This is a genomic window from Clostridium thermosuccinogenes (genome assembly GCF_002896855.1).
In the GTDB taxonomy this organism is placed as follows: domain Bacteria; phylum Bacillota; class Clostridia; order Acetivibrionales; family DSM-5807; genus Pseudoclostridium; species Pseudoclostridium thermosuccinogenes.
Genome location: NZ_CP021850.1, coordinates 1558811 through 1575318, shown reverse-complemented (window position 1 = coordinate 1575318; position 16508 = coordinate 1558811). Strand labels below are relative to the sequence as shown.

Annotated in this window: 22 protein-coding genes; 1 reads left to right on the top strand and 21 read right to left on the bottom strand. The window is 41.9% G+C overall.

Translation table 11 applies throughout. The features are described from left to right. Window positions 1-20 precede the first annotated feature (20 nt). The 20 genes from nusB to CDO33_RS06730 all read right to left on the bottom strand — a co-directional run bounded on the left by nusB (window position 21) and on the right by CDO33_RS06730 (window position 13666). A complete protein-coding gene (gene nusB / locus CDO33_RS06825) occupies window positions 21-431 on the bottom strand; it encodes a transcription antitermination factor NusB (RefSeq protein WP_103080581.1) in 411 nt (136 codons plus the stop codon). A 47-nt stretch (window positions 432-478) separates the two neighbouring features. Further along, complete coding sequence (locus CDO33_RS06820; RefSeq protein WP_103080580.1) at window positions 479-709, bottom strand: DUF2273 domain-containing protein; 231 nt, start codon at window positions 707-709, stop codon at window positions 479-481. A 17-nt stretch (window positions 710-726) separates the two neighbouring features. Next, window positions 727-1278: an alkaline shock response membrane anchor protein AmaP gene (amaP, locus tag CDO33_RS06815; RefSeq protein WP_103080579.1), complete on the bottom strand. Its 552-nt coding sequence runs from the start codon at window positions 1276-1278 to the stop codon at window positions 727-729. A gap of 245 nt (window positions 1279-1523) precedes the next feature. Then, window positions 1524-1931 (bottom strand): Asp23/Gls24 family envelope stress response protein, encoded by a 408-nt coding sequence (locus CDO33_RS06810; protein ID WP_103080578.1) that lies wholly within the window; start codon window positions 1929-1931, stop codon window positions 1524-1526. A 175-nt stretch (window positions 1932-2106) separates the two neighbouring features. Continuing rightward, on the bottom strand, window positions 2107-2682 hold the full coding sequence (locus CDO33_RS06805) for a SpoIIIAH-like family protein (protein WP_103080577.1): 576 nt from the start codon (window positions 2680-2682) through the stop codon (window positions 2107-2109). Between the two features lie 107 nt (window positions 2683-2789). After that, the gene (locus CDO33_RS06800; RefSeq protein WP_103080576.1) at window positions 2790-3410 is read right to left on the bottom strand and encodes a stage III sporulation protein AG; all 621 of its coding nucleotides are present in this window, start codon (window positions 3408-3410) and stop codon (window positions 2790-2792) included. Between the two features lie 86 nt (window positions 3411-3496). Beyond that, on the bottom strand, window positions 3497-4168 hold the full coding sequence (gene spoIIIAF / locus CDO33_RS06795; protein WP_103080575.1) for a stage III sporulation protein AF: 672 nt from the start codon (window positions 4166-4168) through the stop codon (window positions 3497-3499). Between the two features lie 9 nt (window positions 4169-4177). Continuing rightward, window positions 4178-5383: a stage III sporulation protein AE gene (spoIIIAE, locus tag CDO33_RS06790; protein ID WP_103080574.1), complete on the bottom strand. Its 1206-nt coding sequence runs from the start codon at window positions 5381-5383 to the stop codon at window positions 4178-4180. A gap of 40 nt (window positions 5384-5423) precedes the next feature. Beyond that, window positions 5424-5810, bottom strand: coding sequence for a stage III sporulation protein AD (gene spoIIIAD, locus CDO33_RS06785; RefSeq protein ID WP_103080573.1), 387 nt, complete (start codon window positions 5808-5810; stop codon window positions 5424-5426). A gap of 23 nt (window positions 5811-5833) precedes the next feature. After that, on the bottom strand, window positions 5834-6028 hold the full coding sequence (spoIIIAC, locus tag CDO33_RS06780) for a stage III sporulation protein AC (protein ID WP_103080572.1): 195 nt from the start codon (window positions 6026-6028) through the stop codon (window positions 5834-5836). Between the two features lie 90 nt (window positions 6029-6118). Next, on the bottom strand, window positions 6119-6640 hold the full coding sequence (gene spoIIIAB / locus CDO33_RS06775; protein WP_103080571.1) for a stage III sporulation protein SpoIIIAB: 522 nt from the start codon (window positions 6638-6640) through the stop codon (window positions 6119-6121). A gap of 27 nt (window positions 6641-6667) precedes the next feature. Next, window positions 6668-7681, bottom strand: coding sequence for a stage III sporulation protein AA (gene spoIIIAA / locus CDO33_RS06770; protein WP_103080570.1), 1014 nt, complete (start codon window positions 7679-7681; stop codon window positions 6668-6670). 246 nt (window positions 7682-7927) lie between these two features. Next, a complete protein-coding gene (locus CDO33_RS06765) occupies window positions 7928-8338 on the bottom strand; it encodes a CD1247 N-terminal domain-containing protein (RefSeq protein ID WP_103080569.1) in 411 nt (136 codons plus the stop codon). Between the two features lie 107 nt (window positions 8339-8445). Beyond that, a complete protein-coding gene (gene efp, locus CDO33_RS06760) occupies window positions 8446-9003 on the bottom strand; it encodes an elongation factor P (protein WP_103080568.1) in 558 nt (185 codons plus the stop codon). A gap of 677 nt (window positions 9004-9680) precedes the next feature. Then, window positions 9681-10112 (bottom strand): type II 3-dehydroquinate dehydratase, encoded by a 432-nt coding sequence (gene aroQ, locus CDO33_RS06755; RefSeq protein ID WP_103080567.1) that lies wholly within the window; start codon window positions 10110-10112, stop codon window positions 9681-9683. Continuing rightward, window positions 10078-10974: a TIM barrel protein gene (locus tag CDO33_RS06750; protein WP_103080566.1), complete on the bottom strand. Its 897-nt coding sequence runs from the start codon at window positions 10972-10974 to the stop codon at window positions 10078-10080. Before CDO33_RS06750 ends, aroQ begins: the two co-directional genes overlap by 35 nt. Before the next feature lie 85 nt (window positions 10975-11059). Then, entirely contained in the window at window positions 11060-11341 is a 282-nt protein-coding gene (locus CDO33_RS06745; RefSeq protein ID WP_103080565.1) for a late competence development ComFB family protein, read from the bottom strand. A gap of 1 nt (window position 11342) precedes the next feature. Continuing rightward, window positions 11343-12041: a prepilin peptidase gene (locus CDO33_RS06740; protein ID WP_103080564.1), complete on the bottom strand. Its 699-nt coding sequence runs from the start codon at window positions 12039-12041 to the stop codon at window positions 11343-11345. A gap of 207 nt (window positions 12042-12248) precedes the next feature. Next, a complete protein-coding gene (gene aroE, locus CDO33_RS06735) occupies window positions 12249-13136 on the bottom strand; it encodes a shikimate dehydrogenase (RefSeq protein WP_103080563.1) in 888 nt (295 codons plus the stop codon). Window positions 13137-13147: 11 nt separating this feature from the next. Beyond that, complete coding sequence (locus CDO33_RS06730; protein WP_103080562.1) at window positions 13148-13666, bottom strand: YqeG family HAD IIIA-type phosphatase; 519 nt, start codon at window positions 13664-13666, stop codon at window positions 13148-13150. Between the two features lie 457 nt (window positions 13667-14123). On the opposite strand from CDO33_RS06730, the gene CDO33_RS06725 reads away from it, so the two are divergent. Beyond that, window positions 14124-15194 (top strand): branched-chain amino acid aminotransferase, encoded by a 1071-nt coding sequence (locus CDO33_RS06725; RefSeq protein ID WP_103080561.1) that lies wholly within the window; start codon window positions 14124-14126, stop codon window positions 15192-15194. Window positions 15195-15249: 55 nt separating this feature from the next. Here CDO33_RS06725 and CDO33_RS06720 read toward each other — a convergent pair whose 3' ends face one another. Beyond that, window positions 15250-16407: an HD-GYP domain-containing protein gene (locus CDO33_RS06720; RefSeq protein WP_103080560.1), complete on the bottom strand. Its 1158-nt coding sequence runs from the start codon at window positions 16405-16407 to the stop codon at window positions 15250-15252. Window positions 16408-16508 lie beyond the last annotated feature (101 nt).

Below are 16508 nucleotides of genomic sequence, written 5' to 3'. Positions count from 1 at the left end.
TACCCCTTTTCTTCCAAGATTTACAATAATAACTCCTTTGATTTTGGCACTTTTCCGAGAATGCCGTTAACAAACGACCCTGCATCCTCTCCGCTGTATTTTTTAGCCAGTTCCACTGCTTCATTGACAGACACCGAGTAAGGGATATCCTCCCTGAAACCTATCTCATATATGCCCAGCCTCAGGATTGCAAGATCAACTTTGGAAATCCTGTTGATTTTCCAGCCTTTTGCATTGGTCTCTATCGTCTTGTCTATATCACTTATATTATTCAAGACTCCATAAACCACATCCTTTATATACTCCCTGTCCGATTCCGTGAGGCTATTATCTTCCAAAACTGCATTTAGCTGTTCATCCCGGTCTTCCTTCTGAAACTCCAGTTGATAAAGCAATTTCATTGCAATCTCCCTGGATGCACGTCTTCCCATTCAAGTTCTACCTCCCAACTAAATCTACTGCAACTTACAATCTGCATCTACCTGTACATACCTGGTGGTAATATTTTGTCCAAAAGATTCTTTATGTAATCTGAGTCCTCTGTAAGCTTTTTTCCCAGAAAGTACCCTAACGCCACAAAAATCACAATAAATAAAGTCCTGAAAAGGCCAATAGTCAGCACAAGCACAGATATTACAAAACCTGTCAGAGCGCCATTGATACCTCCACGATGTGTCATATAAAACTGAATAAGCTTTTCCTTATCCATTATGAATACCCCCAACTTCACTCTAGTCTAGGTTTATATCCGGCATAAATGTTTTCCACCATAACTTTTACATCATTAACTCTTACACCTGTTGCCGACTCAATCGAATTCTTCACTTTCACCTGAATATCGCTGGAAACATCCGGTATGTTGATGTCAGCCAGTACAACTGCCTTAATCGTGACGGAAACACCATCTTCCGATTTTGAAACATGAGCTTTCGTATCCTTTACACCGTTTAACCTTCTGGAGGCATTCAGTGCAATGTTCTCTATTGAGTTCAATGAAATCTTAATCTCTCCAATATTAGTATACTTGCTTACACCCTTTTTATCCTTGCTCATTCTGATGCCCGAAAATAAATATGTTATGTTCAACCCAAAAATAACCAGCGATAGAAAAAACATCGCAAAAGAGGCCCCGCGGCCTGCCGTCAATATATTATAATACATATAACTCGATATATCCAGAAAAACATCAGGTTTAATTGTGACTATCATAGAAAGAACGGAAATTACTGCCAGGATAATGGCATAGATAGTGAGCAAAACCCTGAAAAATAGATTCATACCAAAACCTCCTCTTTTGTACCTGTTGTACTTTATCTTCACGTATGTTCATCCTTTTACATTATATTCTATTTTATAGAAAAAATAAACCCTTTAGGTGAAAAACATACCAGTCCGGTAACCGGATATAACTCGTACAGGTAGCGGTTTTTCATGGGGTTTATATTATTTTATCTCCATATTTAATAAAAATTTAATATTTTTGCAGGACAAACATATAAAACGACATGAAGATTGCAGCATGCTTATCTTAGCTTTGATCCATCATCCTCATTTTTGTCCTTCTTGTGGTCCTTTTCTATGTTAACGCCCTGAATATGTATATTTACCTCAACTACATGTAGACCTGCCATTGTTTCCACGGCTTTTTTAACCTTTTCCTGTATTTCCCAAGCTACATCAGGTATCCTGCAGCCATATTCTACAATAATATAAAGGTCAATAGCTGCTTCTTTTTCGCCAACTTCGACTTTTACTCCCTTGGATAAATTTTTCCTTCCCAGCATTTCGGCTATTCCACCGGCTATGCCGCCGCTCATACCAGCCACACCGGGAACTTCCATGGCTGCGATGCCGGCAATTATGGCAACAACCTCCTCGGATATCTTAACTGCACCAGACTCGTTGACAACACTCTGATTACTATCATCCATTCAAATCCCTCCCTGCCGAAATATTCTGAATCCACTACATACCTGATGTGATCTTTTCTATAAACAGGTAAAACCATTATATCATCATATGTGGGCAATATCAATCCTTTGTTGGCTTTCTGACTTTTGTCCCCATATTATTTAGCAGGAAGGCCTGCATTTTAAGCTATAACCATCAATAAATATTCTTGACCGTAATGTCGCTGATTTCTATATTGGCTTGTCTTGATGCGATATCTGCAATTTTGGCAACATCAGAAGCTGTAAGAGTCGGTGCTTTTACACATATATCAAGAGTGCCGTCGTCGGCGAATACTGCAAGTGCATCCTCAAAACCTTTGTTTTTTATCAAGGTTTCAATTCTCACTTCACAGTCGGTCCTCTCTACCATTTCTATCATTTTTTTATTGGCTTCATCTCTTGATTCCTGGCTGGCGTTTTCGTCCTCAATGATCTCCTTTAATGCGCTCTCACTTTTGCTTCTGGTCATATCCCGGTTCAGCTTCGCTTCGGCAAACAGATCATTTGCTTCTTTAGAAGCCGCCGCAGCATCTCCTTCTTCATCCAGCGCAACAAAGTCGGGATCTTCAGAATCAGAGTTTTCAACATATACGGCCTCGCCTATCTTGCCGGCATCCTTGTCGGCGCTGGCCGTGCTGCTCTTCTTATAGCTGTACTGCAAATAACCAGCTACAATTATCAGCAAAACTAAAGCTAATGCTACAACCTGCTTTCTTTTAAATACTGTCATATTGGAATGCCCTCCCCAAACATTTTTGATATTTTGTACTTAATAAATATATATTCAATTGTCCAAACGTTTATTTCATTTTTATAATAAAAATCTTTTAAGAAAAACTATTTGCTTTTCTTGAACACCTGTATCTTGTGAACAGGCACATCCATTAAAACCTGGGCAGCCCGTACCAGATTTTCCTTAACAACAGAATCTCCGGCCCCTTCTGCCACTATTACCACACCTTTAACTTCAGGCATCTTGGTTTTCAATATTATCGGTTTTTTATCCCCTCCTTCCCCATCCACAAAAACAATGCTGCTTTCATATTCATCCTCGCTTATGGTTCTGGTACCACCTCCACTATCCCGTTCCTGAGTGTTGTTCTGAATTTTTCTTATATCCTGTGCCGGTACGATTTCCTCACCGGAAACATATGTAATCATAACGGTTACCTTCCCTGCTCCCTCTATCTCCGACAACACCCTTCCGATTTCACGGGCAATATCCCCGGAATCGTCCTTTTCTACATTTCTGCTTGCTGCCTCCATGGCCTCCGGAACTGCAGCATTCTTTTTTACGTCCTTGCCGCTGTTTTCCCCGTGGTCCAAAAACATGCTCCCTGCAAGCACTATGATAATTCCGGCAATCAGGACCATCAACGCAGATTCCACCAATTTTTTCCTATCTTTGCCGTCAAGCAAAGCCTTAACAATATCCACCGCCTTATGGATAAACTTCATTTTATCCTCCCTCCTCAGGTATGCTTTCACAATTAAGCTTCTTTACCTTGCATATTTGACCTGTTGACCATACTTTCCGCACATATTTATTGGGCCGAAATGATGATATTTTCACTGTCCACATGGAACACCCGGCTGATTTCTTCCTCCAGGCTTTTTTTTAGCTCCCGGTCCACTTCCGCACCGGTGATGCCACTGCCACTGCTGCTTCCATCTTTGACAGCATTTTTGTCATTTTCTGCTCCATCCAAATCCGTGGTGCTCCCTTTTGATATCTCAATCTTTTCTACTTTGGCTACAGGTTCTATCCTGTCTTTCTTTGCAGCTTCACCTATATAAAGATATATTCTCTTTATTTCTCCGAAACTCTCTGAAGTATAATCCTCATTAATTATCACATCTGCCGTCACCCTTCCTTCCCCGGCCAGCATCTCTGACCTGTCTTCCAACTGCTTTATCAGCTTTTGTCTGTAAACCTCAGCAATCTCCTTCATCTGGCTTTCCTTAAGCATCCTGCTTTTTTCCACGATCTCCTTCCGGTCCAGATAGTTGCTTCCGGCAATCTCGAATCCATGGAAATCAAAATTCTTCCCAAAAAGGGCAAGTACCGGATTTATAAGGGCTATTATCAGGATGAAGCCTGAAATGAGCTTCACAAACTTCCTCGTTTTCCCTGACGGAAGGATTATTTCCAGCAGGATTATAAGAATTGTGAGAATTACTATGTTAAAAACCCAATTTTCCAAAAAAGCCAGCATTAATGACCCCTACCTTATCATTGCCGAAATGTTTCCGGCACCGATTATTGTTGTTATAGAAATGAGGAACATAAAGCCTACCGAAGCCGTAATGCCGATGATGAAAGTCATGGAGTTGGCTATTGCGCTGATGGAATTGGTGATCCTGTTTTCTGATATTGGTTCCACAAGAATGCAAACCAGTCGGTACATAAGCATGATAGCAGTCATCTTAAGAAGCGGAACAAGGCATATACCGATTACTCCGATCATGGCAGCCAGCCCGGCAGCATTTTTTATAAGAAGGGTGCAGCCTATGACAGCATCGGCCGCGTCTGCAAGGTATTTTCCTGCCACGGGTATCGTAGCGCCCACAGCAAACTTTACGGTTTTGCTGGCAACTCCGTCTACAACGGCGCCCATGGAGCCTTGTATCGATACAATACCAATAAACACTGTCATGACCAATCCGAGAACCCATCCGCTGATATGGTTCAGAAATTTGGAAAGCCTTGATATCTGGACCTTTTCTGAGATATTGTCCACTATCGAAAGCACTGCGGACAAAAATGTGAGAGGTATGAACACATCTTTCATGATGGTCGCCGTTATTTCAACGATCATGAACAGTATCGGCTGGAATATACCTGCTGATGTTATATTGCCTCCCGATATCAGCAGCGTGATCAAGACCGGTATGGATGACTGCATGAAATCAACCATGTTTCCAATCACCTGCTTGCCATACTCCAAGGCTATATTCAGGCTGATCATCATCACTGACACCATGACAATATAGCAGGCATAGAACGCAATTTCTCCGGCACCTTCGCTCATGAAAGAGGTTTGAAGGTTTTTCAGTACCGCGCAAATGACGGCTAAAATCACAAGCTTGATTAAAAGGTGAAGATTTTGGTATAACTCACGGAAAAGATAATTTCCCAGCCTGTTAATTAAGCCGGAGGCATTTACTTCCATATTGCCTTTTGCCGCATCGCTTATTATAGCATGGGGATCAAATTCAGGAAAAATCTCCTCCAGGCTTTCCCCGGCATACTTTTCCAGACCCTCCTCAAGGCTCCGCACTTCTTCGGAATCTATCTGGCGTTCTAAAATTGCGTCACTGCCATCCTCCGGTGCTGCATAAGCCTTTAAAGGTATTAGTGTTTGGAGAATAATGAAAGCAAATATGATGAGCATTATACACCTGGCATATCTTTTGTGTCTTGCGAGCATGTTCTTTCTCTCCTATTTTTTAGTCAGGCTTATACTTTAGTTAGGGCATTAGGTCGATAATCAGGTCAAGAAGCGATGCAAATATGGGCACGGCAATAACAATAATGATAGCTTTTCCGGCCAGCTCAATTTTTGACGCTATTGCGCTTTCCCCGGCGTCCTTGCATATCTCCGCCCCAAACTCGGCTACATATGCAATTCCTATTATTTTAAGGAGCGTTGCGATATATGAAGTATCAATATCAGCTCTGGACATATAGTCATAAAACAGGCTTATCACAGCCGACAGTTTGCCAGCCAGGAGCATGAATATCACAATGCCTGTTATAATTCCCACCTGCATTGCCATCTCAGGTTTTTGCGCTTTTAAAACTACTATCAGTATGGTCGAGATCAATCCCAGACCCACTATCTGAAATATTTCCACCGGGAACCTCCTATAATTCGAAATCAAAACTGGAACATTGTTTTTATAGATTCAAAGAGTTTGAAAATTTCCCTTGCCACCACAGCCAGCACCACCACCAAGCCTATAATTGATGTCATCAGCGCGATTTCCTTGCGTCCGGACTGGTCCAGCAGCGTGTGCAGTATAGCCACCAGAATACCTATGGCAGCAATTTTGAAAATCAAGTCTACTCCCATACTTTTCTCCTCACTGGTATAAATTGTTGTTGGTGTCGAGGGATACAAGCATTATATACGCTTTTACAACCTCAGAAACGATTAAAATTGTCATAAAAGCAATATTACAATTGCTATACCGCCCAACACTCCTAAAGTCCTGTACATGTTTTCGTTCTTTTTTCTGATCTCCTCGGCCTTGTGTTCCTGCATTTTCAGTTGGTTTACAGTAAGCCTTATATTTCCTATCTGACCTTCCACATCCGAGCTTCCTAGAATTTTCCCAAACGAAACAAGTATTTCCTCATCCTCTTCCTTCAAGGAAGTCTTTTTAATGTTATCCCTTACTGCCAGCGCCCATGCCTCTGAGGCATTATAGTTAAGATTGTCGATGAGATATTCGTGGGCTGATTTGAATATGGCCGAAATTGAATTATTGCTGCTTTTATATATTCTTTCAAAGGCTTCCGACAGTGGAGTGGACAAAAAGCTGATCTCGTTTTCCAGCATTTGCAGCATGCTCTGAATTTCCCTAAGCTGTTGCGGCCTTGCTGAACAGTCCTTGGAATATAGAAACCCTATAAAACCGGATGCTGATATTATAAGTATGCTTCCTATTATTTTCAGCAGCATTGCGACCACCTCCTGACTTACGGACGTTCAGCCGGTAAGTCTCTGCCTGCCGGCAACAAGCTGCCTCATGGTCAACCCATCCACAACCTCTTCCAGCGTACCCGGTCCCTTGGCATTACTCAGCACTATATATCTTTCAAATATTTTATCTTCCATCAAGTTTAATACCTCTCGCCGCGTTTTCAGATCGGATATGCCGTAACCATGAGCGGTGGCAATGATTTTCACGCCGGCATTTACAACCCTTAAAATCGCATCCCGGTCACCTTGGTTGCCTATTTCATCGGTAATTATCACCCTGGGGGACATGGATCTCAGCATCATATCCATACCGACAGTTTTTGGGCAGCCGTCCAGAACATCCGTCCTTATCCCTACATTGTTCTGAGGCACACCTTTGAAACATGCTGCTATTTCAGACCTTTCATCCACCACCCCCACCTTTACGCCTTTGAAATTGTATCTGTCTGTTCCGTCACTTATGATACGTGCTATATCTCTTAAAAGGGTGGTCTTGCCGCATTGGGGCGGCGATATGATCAGCGTATTGTAAATATCGCTGCTGTTGTGGATGATATACCGGATTATATCCCCTGAGCATCCGGGAACTTCCCTGGATATCCTTATGTTCAGGCCGGATATGTCCTTTATGTTTTTTACCATTCCGTTTTCCAGGACCACCCTGCCTGCTATTCCTACTCTGTGCCCTCCCCTTAAGGTTATAAAACCGTTTCGTACTTCGTCCTGGTAGGCATATACTGATTTCTCGCTCATCAATTCCAGCGTCCTGGTTATTTCCATAGGATCTGCTATGTATGCATTCTCCTTGCGGCAGGTCAGCTTGCCTTCTTTATTGACAAACCAATCCCCATCCGAATTAAGCAGGGTAACAGGTTTTCCTGCTCTCAACCTTATCTCCTCAATATCCGATAATACCGCAGGATCTGCTTTTAATAAAACATCCCTGATGGTTTGCGGAAAATACCTTAGAATTTCTTTTTCCAGTGTGCTTTTCTTATCCCTTGGCTTATCTTCAGTCATCAACTTTCATCCCTCCGTTATTGCCATAGAGGCAGAAATTTTATCTGTTGCAAAATCATATGCTTAAGGCTTCGCCGGCTGTCCAAAAGAAGCGCCGCAGCAGGATTTTGACCCGGTGCCTGATCTGGAAATGCCGGACAACATGTTATGTTATTAATATAGATATTTAGCTTTGTCCAAATTTATGACAATAAAAAAAGAATGGTTAATTTTTAACCATTCCTTTTCCATTCTAAGATTGTTCACTCATTCAGCATCATGATCATGATCGTCGTCTCCGCACTCTTCACATTCACAATCCCAGTCGATGTCAACCTTCTTATGGCAATGAGGACACTCTATCGTATCCCCCTCATCATCAATCAGATCTTCATCAACTTCAAACTCTTTGTGACAGTACGGACATTCCACCAAAGCCGGATAATCCTCTTCATCATCAAAAATTATCCTTTCCACTTCAGCCAAATCTTCATCAATATTATCAACCTGTTCATTCAACTGTTCCTGTACTTCTCTGATATCATCCACTTCCAGTGCTATATCGTCCAACACGTCGATGATGGCTTTCAGCAGTTTCCCCTCATTAGAAGCATCGTTTATCTGCATTCCCTCGGCAAGGCCTTTTAAATAAGCAACCTTTTCCTTTAAGTAGCTCACAGGTACACCTCCATTAACCTTATATATTCAATCATATGTAGTTATTATTAACAAATCAAATAGAATTAATAACCCCTTTTTAAAAAGATTGTTAATGAAAAAGGGCATTATGCCCTTTCCATATATTCTCCGGTCCTTGTATCTATCCTTACTATATCACCTTCATTTACGAAGAGCGGAACCTTAATCACAGCACCGGTTTCAACAGTAGCAGGTTTGGTGGCACCTGTTGCAGTATCGCCCTTGAATCCGGGTTCGGTATGAGTTACCTGAAGCTCAACAAAGGTCGGAGGCTCAACGCCGAAAACATTGCCCTTGTATGAAAGAATTTTAACTGTCATGTTCTCCTTGACAAATTTCAGTGAATCTCCCAAGGTGTCCTTGCTAAGAGGGGTCTGCTCATAGGTTTCCACATCCATGAAATAGTACAAATCTCCGTCATTATACAAGTACTGCATCTCTCTTCTTTCGATATATGCTTCCGGAAATTTGTCCGTCGGGCTGAAAGTTCTTTCTACAGTAGCGCCGGTGATCACGTTTTTCAGCTTTGTCCTGACGAAGGCTGCACCTTTGCCTGGCTTAACGTGTTGGAATTCTACTATCTGAAATACCTGTCCATCAATGTCAAAGGTTACTCCATTTCTAAAATCTCCAGCTGATATCATTAATATCTACCTCCATGTTTTATATATATTAGTAAAATTATTTCTTTCTCTTTGCATTTATCCGGCAATATGTTTGATATACTGGTCCTACTTTGTTATTCCGGCATTTAAGTGGAAAACAATTGGTGGAAGGTCAGCCTTACCCGATGTCCGGTAAATTGGCTCAAAAATATACCCATCATGTTCTTGCGGCTTCGACAGGTGGATCTGATGGCCGCCAGGAAATTGAAGGAGCCATAAAGCCATTGTTTTCCAGTATAACAATGTAGTACTAGTCTATATTAAAATAAATTTCTACTTATTTCAAGAAAAATTTTGTTTACGGCAATACCACATATTTAACAAAGATGTGGTCTCCCTCCCTAGTATTCTTCGGCACAGCAATTTTTATTAAAAGCTTATTACTTTTATAGATTAAGTCTTTTTGATTAAAATATAACCTTCGTGTATAATTGAAACCTTTGTGCTAACTTAATCATTTTATCACTATATAAAATTGGTTTGAATTCATCTTATTGAAAAGGGTGGTTGTTCCGGAAAGATTCAGAGCACATGGCAGACAATACATCCACTATTAGCTGAATTCACGCCCAAATAGTAAAGAAAAACCAGGTAAAAAGGACACTGCAGCATTGATATCTATCATTGACATTGCTGTTACAGCATTTTTACTAATGCTACAGCATGGATACCGCAGACAAGGCCAGGATATATCCGTTGCCGCCAAAGCCGCAAATCTGTCCTATGCATACAGGAGCTATTACCGATTTGCTGCGGAACTCCTCCCGAGCATGGATATTGGACAGATGCACTTCAACGGTCGGGATTTCCACAGCCTTTATCGCATCTCTTATTGCTATGCTGTAATGGGTATATGCACCGGGGTTTATTATGATTGCATCATACCTTCCCCTGGCAAAATGGATTTTATCTATTATCTCCCCCTCGTGATTGGACTGCACAAAATCGACGTCCATATTCAGGGCTTCCGCTTCAGCGACCACTCTTCTTGCTATATCTTCCAGCGTTTCGACGCCATAAATATCCTTTTCCCGCATACCTAAAAGATTCAGATTAGGCCCGTTTATGACCAATACTCTCTTTACCATTCTTTTTTACCCCCGTCAAAGCATTTTCGTAAATGTTTTTCAGTTCTAGCGCATCCTCTGCCATATAGTTTCTGGATTCACAGATTATCACCGGCTCCATGGCTTTCTTTATCAGAACCTCGGCCAGGTATTCAAACTCCGGGCCATACTGGTCATCGAAAATCCTCCAGTGCTTTTTTTCTCCCCCGGCAGTAAACTCAACACGGCTGAAATGGCAGTGCAGGTTTTTAAGCCTGTCGTAGCCTATGGCATTTTCAATCGTTATTATTACCTTTTCAAAATCGTCTATCGAATTTAAGGCCCCCAATCCCCTGGCATGCAAGTGTCCAAAATCAATCGTCGGTATAAGCCTCTCATCCAGCTTGCACATTTCCAGTATTTCTTCAAGGGAGCCCAGCTGGTTCATCTTCCCCAACACCTCAGGACATAGGGTAATATCTCCGTAACCCATGGCATCGGCTTGTCTGATGGTCTCCAAAAGGGTGGATACCGCCGTTTTAAACGCCCTGTCCCGGTTCCCCTTGCCGACTGATCCGGTGTGGATCACAACCCTTTTGGCCCCCATCCATTTCGCTGCCATAAGGGTGTCCAGCACATACCCGATGGATTTTTCCCTTTTTTCCTTTTCTTCACTGGCCATATTTATATAATATGGGGCATGCACGCTTAAAAAGATATCCTTTGCCCAGGCATTCTCCCCCAGCTTCCTGGCTGTAGATTCACTTATGTTAACTCCCCTTGAGCACTGATATTCGTAAGCACTGAGGCCCATATTGGCAAGCCATTCAGGCATATCCACCGATGACTTGTACCCCTGTTCGTAAAAGCTGTCCGAATTGCCGGATGGTCCAAACCTTATCATATTGCACTCCTTTGTCCGTTTAAGAAACTTCTAATAGTATATGCAGCCTCTTTGAATTTTACAAGCTTCATCCTCTTGGAACCCGTTAACATATATGATTGCCGTCGTGCCTCGGGTTTCGCTTTACGATAACCGCAGCCTTGGTGATGGCAGCTATTATATCCACTTCAAACTGCTGCATCAGAGAGTCCACCTTTGAGTACAGTTCTCCCTTTTCACTGACAACATATTTGGGCGGAAGGCTGTTCAATGCTATAGCGGCAACATCCATCCTGCACTTTTCACATTGGCATATGCTTATATCGTCGAGGATCTCCTCAAGCCGTTGAAAAACGGCTTCTTCCATGTAATTTTTAATATGAAACATGCTACAACCCCCATATCATGTATCCTTTGATCATATCATGGCCCCACAACAGAGCCACCAGAGTTCCGACAGCAATAAACGGTCCAAAAGGCACTGAATCCTTTCTTTTTTTCTTTCCCGCCACCAGAAGCCCGATGCTTGTAAAAGCTGCTGCAGCCATGGCAATGAAAACGGACACCATGCACAGCTTCCATCCCAGGATTAGTCCAATAGGCGCATATATCTTTATATCCCCCATGCCCATGGCATTATCGGTTTTGTATAAAACCTTTCCCATAAGAGCCACCAGCATCAGAAATCCTGAGCCGGGCAAAAGCCCCAGAAGATGCTCTTGCCATCCTTCTCCAAATATGTACTTGCAGCCGAACAGGTTGCTTGCAAGAAGCAGCACCGACCCCAGGAGACCCGCCAGCACAAGTTCATTGGGTATTATCCTGCGCTTTGAATCTACATAAAAAACAGCAATCAATAAGGCCATCAGAAATATGGCTGCAAAATATTCAATTGATATGGAATATCTTTTTAATAAAAGCATGAAGATAATTGCCGTTAAAAACATAACCAGCGGATTTGGCAGGCGTCGGCGCTTTTTTAATCCTTCCTTTATGGATGTTTCCGCAATCAGGCATTCAATCCATACATCCAGAAACATACCCGCAGCAAGACCGACAACACAAAAGAATATGTAATATGCCATCATATCGTTACCTTATCCTCTATCACTGTAAAGCACAGAGCTATACCTTTTTTACGAATATTATTGCATATTCGCCAAAAGGTGAAAAAATCCTTTATTTTCTGTAAATTATTCTATTTTTTGTGTTCTAGCCCCTGACAGGGGCTTGCTGCTTTTGCTTTTATGCCTTAATCTCCTGCCAGTGGCCACCATTGATGCTTCCGGCTACGCCTATGTGCTTTCCGTTATACATCTGAATTGGCTGAAAATATCCTTAAGGAGTTCTTCTCCAAGCTTTACTTCCGTCCAGATTTCATAGGCATATATACCTTGATAGAAGAGCATGCCGAGACCGTTTATAACAGTGCATCCACATCTCTCAGCTTCTTCAAGAAATCTGGTTTTTGACGGGTTGTATATCACATCGTACACGATCTGCCTTGCTGAAAAGTTGATGGGCTTTGGATAGGGATAACCATTAACATCGGGAAACATTCCCGACGAAGTTGTGTTTATTATTACATCGCTCTCCTCCAGAGAAACGTCGGCTTCTACATCGTCCCAGCCGTAATGCTCCGCCACCGGATGCAAATTATTGTTCACCAGCTGGCATATTTCCTCTGCCTTTGAAACAGTACGGTTTATCACGGTTATTTTTTTAGCTCCTTCAAGAGCCAGCTTTACGGCTATCGCTCTGGCAGCTCCTCCGGCGCCCAGCATTACCACTTTTTTATCTTTGAGTGTAGTGCCCGACTCTTCTTTAAAAGATCTGGAAAAGCCTTCTCCATCGGTATTATAACCGTACAATCTGCCGTTCATTATCTTTACGGTGTTTACAGCTCCCATAAGCAAAGCATCCTTTGAGATGTCATCAATAAACTTCATCACTTCATTTTTATATGGAACCGTAACGTTAAAGCCGGTGAAATTCAGCGCTTTCAATCCGCTGACCGCATCCATGAGCCCATCCTTTTCCACCTTCATGGGCACATATATCATGTCTATCCCGAGTTTTGAGCTTATCGTATTGTGAAGCAGCGGAGAAACAGTGTGTTCCACCGGGTTCCCTATAAGTCCCACAAGCTTTGTTTTCCCTGAAACTCTGCTATCGATATTCATTTCAACCCTTCTTATTTCAAATTAGTCCTTTTAATATTTTTATAATAGCTTTTCAGCACAACCTTCTCAAAAATCCTTTTAAGCCTGACAAAAATAAACTCCGTCTTGCTATCTATGGGCTTTACCAATATTGTAAATGCTCCTAATTTGTTGCCTCCATATATATCCGTAAATATCTGGTCTCCAATTACAGCAGTTTCGTTCTCTTTCAGCTCCATAAGCCTGAGTGCCTTTTTAAACGCGGCAGTTCCAGGCTTTGAGGCTCTGTGGAGAGCAAATATTTTAAGCCTTTCATTAAACCTTACAACCCTTTTCCTGGAAGCGTTAGAAACAATACATGTCTTAAAGCCGCTGGACTTGACCCGTTCAATCCATTTGACGGCATTTTCATCCGCATCTTTTACATGGTTTGGTACAAGAGTATTATCTATATCCAGAATGAGCCCTTTTATATTTCTATTTCTCAGAACTTCCAGATCTATATCCTGCACCCTGTCTACAATCATTTCAGGATAGAATTTCTGCAGCATTTCCATTCCTCCGGATCAAAATTTAAAAACAACATAGCTGCCAAAAGGGCAAATTATCCATAAAACTATGAATATCATAGCAGATAAAAATAATCATATCAATACAGGCGCATTTATTATTATGAAAAAATACTGGATTTTTAAACAGAAAAGTAGCATAATATATGTAAGCTTTGGCAAAGCATGAAGCATTAATGGAAAATTACCTTTTTCCGGCTTATGCTCTATATTTTCCGCGCTATGCCTGCCAAGGGCTTCGCAGCGTTATAAGAAGGCCTTCGGGGATGTAAAATCCGAAAACTTGCTTCAGCAAGCTCCCTTTAGGTAAAGATTAAATTGATAACATAACATCGATTGTGTTGCTTATACAATGCATAATTATACACAATTGAATGCTTTTTTATGTATTATTTCATTCGCATTGAAGTCTGCAATTACTTGAAAGGAGAGAATAGATATGTCACTTCAAATTAAGATTGAAAAAACCAAATTTCCGAAGCCGAAGCCAAATCAGGACAATTTGGGTTTCGGCCAGTATTTTACAGACCACATGTTTATAATGAACTACACGGAAGGCAAAGGCTGGCATGATCCAAGAATAGTACCATATGGTCCTATTCCCTTCGAGCCGTCCACCATGGTATTTCATTACGGGCAAGCAGTTTTTGAGGGACTGAAGGCATATAAAACCACAGACGGAAGGGTTCTTCTTTTCAGGCCGAGAAAAAACATGGAACGCATAAACATTTCCAACGACAGGCTTTGCATACCTCCTGTAGATCCTGATTTTTGCGTTGAAGCGCTAAAAACCCTGGTCAACATCGACAAGGATTGGATTCCCGAAGCCGAAGGGACATCCCTTTACATAAGGCCTTTTATCATCGCAACAGACCCGTATCTCGGAGTCAGAAACTCAAAAACCTATATGTTTATGATAATTCTTTCTCCCAGCGGAGCATATTACCCAGGAGGCATCAACCCGGTTAAGATATATGTGGAGCCCCGGTATGTAAGAGCTGTCAGAGGCGGAACAGGCTACGCTAAGACTCCAGGAAACTATGCAGCAAGCCTGAAAGCTCAGGACGAAGCCCATAATGAAGGTTATGTCCAGGTTTTGTGGCTGGACGGAGTTGAAAAGAAATATGTCGAAGAAGTAGGTTCTATGAATGTCTTCTTTAAAATCAACGGAGAAGTAATCACTCCGGCTCTCGAAGGCAGTATACTTCCGGGAATAACCAGGGCATCAACCATAGACCTTCTGAATCATTGGGGAGTAAAAGTAACCGAAAGACGGCTGAGCATACAGGAGTTGTACGAAGCCTCTGAGAACGGTACCCTGGAAGAAGCCTTTGGAACCGGCACCGCCGCTGTAATTTCACCCATAGGCGAGCTTAGCTGGGAAGGCAAAAAAATGATCATTAACAACGGTAAAATCGGAGAGCTTTCCCAGAAAATCTATGACACCATCACCGGAATTCAAAACGGCAGGCTTAAGGATGAATTCGGCTGGACCTTAGAGGTGAAATAAAAAGGATAATTAGAGTATGAGAAAAGACCGTCTGTTTTCCAATACAGGCGGTCTTTTATGCTTTCGCATGTTTCAGATAATAAGGAATCGACAGGTTCGGATAATCATATTGTATGCCTTCAATAACCAAGCTGTTCTCCTTCATGAGATCAATCACCTCAATATCCACATCTACCGCATTCTGTCTTATTACTTTTACGGTAGGACGCAGTGGGAAATTAGGTTTTATGCTTTCCACCACTCCGACATCTCCATTGCTGAGCCTGACCAAAGTCCCTATCGGATAAGGTACCACCCTTCTAACAAAGGCCTGAGCTGTTTCAAAATCAAAATGCCTTCCGGCGCTTCCCATTATCAACTCCAATGCTTCACTGGGAGAAACCGCTTTTCTGTATGGTCTGTCAGATGTCAACGCATCGTATACGTCAACGACGGAAATGATCTTTGCCAGCTTGTGTATCTGATCGCCTTTTAAGCCCCTGGGGTAACCTGTTCCATCCACCTTTTCGTGATGTTCCAGCACAATAACCTTAACGGCGGAAGCTAAGTTATTATCATCTTTTATGTATTCATATCCGTCCACGGGATGCTTCTTAATGATGTTAAACTCCGCATCATCCAGGGTGTCAGGTTTTGTCAGTATTTCGGTAGGTGTAAACGCCTTTCCTATATCGTGCAAAAGTGCTCCGACACAAAGGTCGCTGAGCTGCTTTTGATTAAGACCCATTTCGATACCCAGCACCAGAGACAGCACCGCTACATTTACACAATGCTCGTAGGTGTAATTATCGGCAGTTTTTATGTCCACAAGATTGATCAATGTATTGCTGTTGGACAAAACATCCTCAACTATCGACTTGGAAACCTCCTGCACATCTTCTATCTGCTCATCCTGGATTCTAAGCAGAGAACTGCTTCCTAGACTGCCTGCTTTTGTCCTATATGCCTTTTCCTTTTTCTTTACGTGGCTGAATAAATCCTTAACAGATTTTACTGCTTTGATTTTTATTTCCGGTTTTATTATGTCTTCAATCTCACTGTCACTAAACTCATCGTTTATATAAATCTTTTGAATTCCAGCCTTCTTAACGCTTTCAATCAGCATTTTATTAAAGCGGGTACCCTGCTTGAGCAGTACCCTGCCGCTGGTATCATACAATGTCTTTCCCAGAAAATATCCTTCTTTTACACTATTAATTGGTACCAGACGCAAATTCCTACACTCCCTGTTATGTCGTATATCATGAATGATAGCCCATAGTTGGTTAGACTGTAAGCTTTAGCTATTGCATATGCTTTTGCTAAATTTAATTA

Bases quoted from the DNA above. Each gene is read 5' to 3' on its own strand.
- efp (WP_103080568.1), bottom strand. From the start codon at position 9,003: ATGATATCAGCTGGAGATTTTAGAAATGGAGTAACCTTTGACATTGAT.
- spoIIIAB (WP_103080571.1), bottom strand. From the start codon at position 6,640: ATGCTGCTGAAAATAATAGGAAGCATACTTATAATATCAGCATCCGGT.
- aroQ (WP_103080567.1), bottom strand. From the start codon at position 10,112: ATGGTAAAGAGAGTATTGGTCATAAACGGGCCTAATCTGAATCTTTTA.
- CDO33_RS06725 (WP_103080561.1), top strand. From the start codon at position 14,124: ATGTCACTTCAAATTAAGATTGAAAAAACCAAATTTCCGAAGCCGAAG.
- spoIIIAF (WP_103080575.1), bottom strand. From the start codon at position 4,168: ATGCTGGCTTTTTTGGAAAATTGGGTTTTTAACATAGTAATTCTCACA.
- CDO33_RS06800 (WP_103080576.1), bottom strand. From the start codon at position 3,410: ATGAAGTTTATCCATAAGGCGGTGGATATTGTTAAGGCTTTGCTTGAC.
- spoIIIAA (WP_103080570.1), bottom strand. From the start codon at position 7,681: ATGACTGAAGATAAGCCAAGGGATAAGAAAAGCACACTGGAAAAAGAA.
- CDO33_RS06805 (WP_103080577.1), bottom strand. From the start codon at position 2,682: ATGACAGTATTTAAAAGAAAGCAGGTTGTAGCATTAGCTTTAGTTTTG.
- CDO33_RS06745 (WP_103080565.1), bottom strand. From the start codon at position 11,341: ATGTTTCATATTAAAAATTACATGGAAGAAGCCGTTTTTCAACGGCTT.
- spoIIIAE (WP_103080574.1), bottom strand. From the start codon at position 5,383: ATGCTCGCAAGACACAAAAGATATGCCAGGTGTATAATGCTCATCATA.
- nusB (WP_103080581.1), bottom strand. From the start codon at position 431: ATGGGAAGACGTGCATCCAGGGAGATTGCAATGAAATTGCTTTATCAA.
- spoIIIAC (WP_103080572.1), bottom strand. From the start codon at position 6,028: ATGGGAGTAGACTTGATTTTCAAAATTGCTGCCATAGGTATTCTGGTG.
- aroE (WP_103080563.1), bottom strand. From the start codon at position 13,136: ATGAATATCGATAGCAGAGTTTCAGGGAAAACAAAGCTTGTGGGACTT.
- CDO33_RS06820 (WP_103080580.1), bottom strand. From the start codon at position 709: ATGGATAAGGAAAAGCTTATTCAGTTTTATATGACACATCGTGGAGGT.
- CDO33_RS06750 (WP_103080566.1), bottom strand. From the start codon at position 10,974: ATGATAAGGTTTGGACCATCCGGCAATTCGGACAGCTTTTACGAACAG.
- CDO33_RS06810 (WP_103080578.1), bottom strand. From the start codon at position 1,931: ATGGATGATAGTAATCAGAGTGTTGTCAACGAGTCTGGTGCAGTTAAG.
- CDO33_RS06740 (WP_103080564.1), bottom strand. From the start codon at position 12,041: ATGATGGCATATTACATATTCTTTTGTGTTGTCGGTCTTGCTGCGGGT.
- CDO33_RS06730 (WP_103080562.1), bottom strand. From the start codon at position 13,666: ATGCTGCAGAAATTCTATCCTGAAATGATTGTAGACAGGGTGCAGGAT.
- amaP (WP_103080579.1), bottom strand. From the start codon at position 1,278: ATGAATCTATTTTTCAGGGTTTTGCTCACTATCTATGCCATTATCCTG.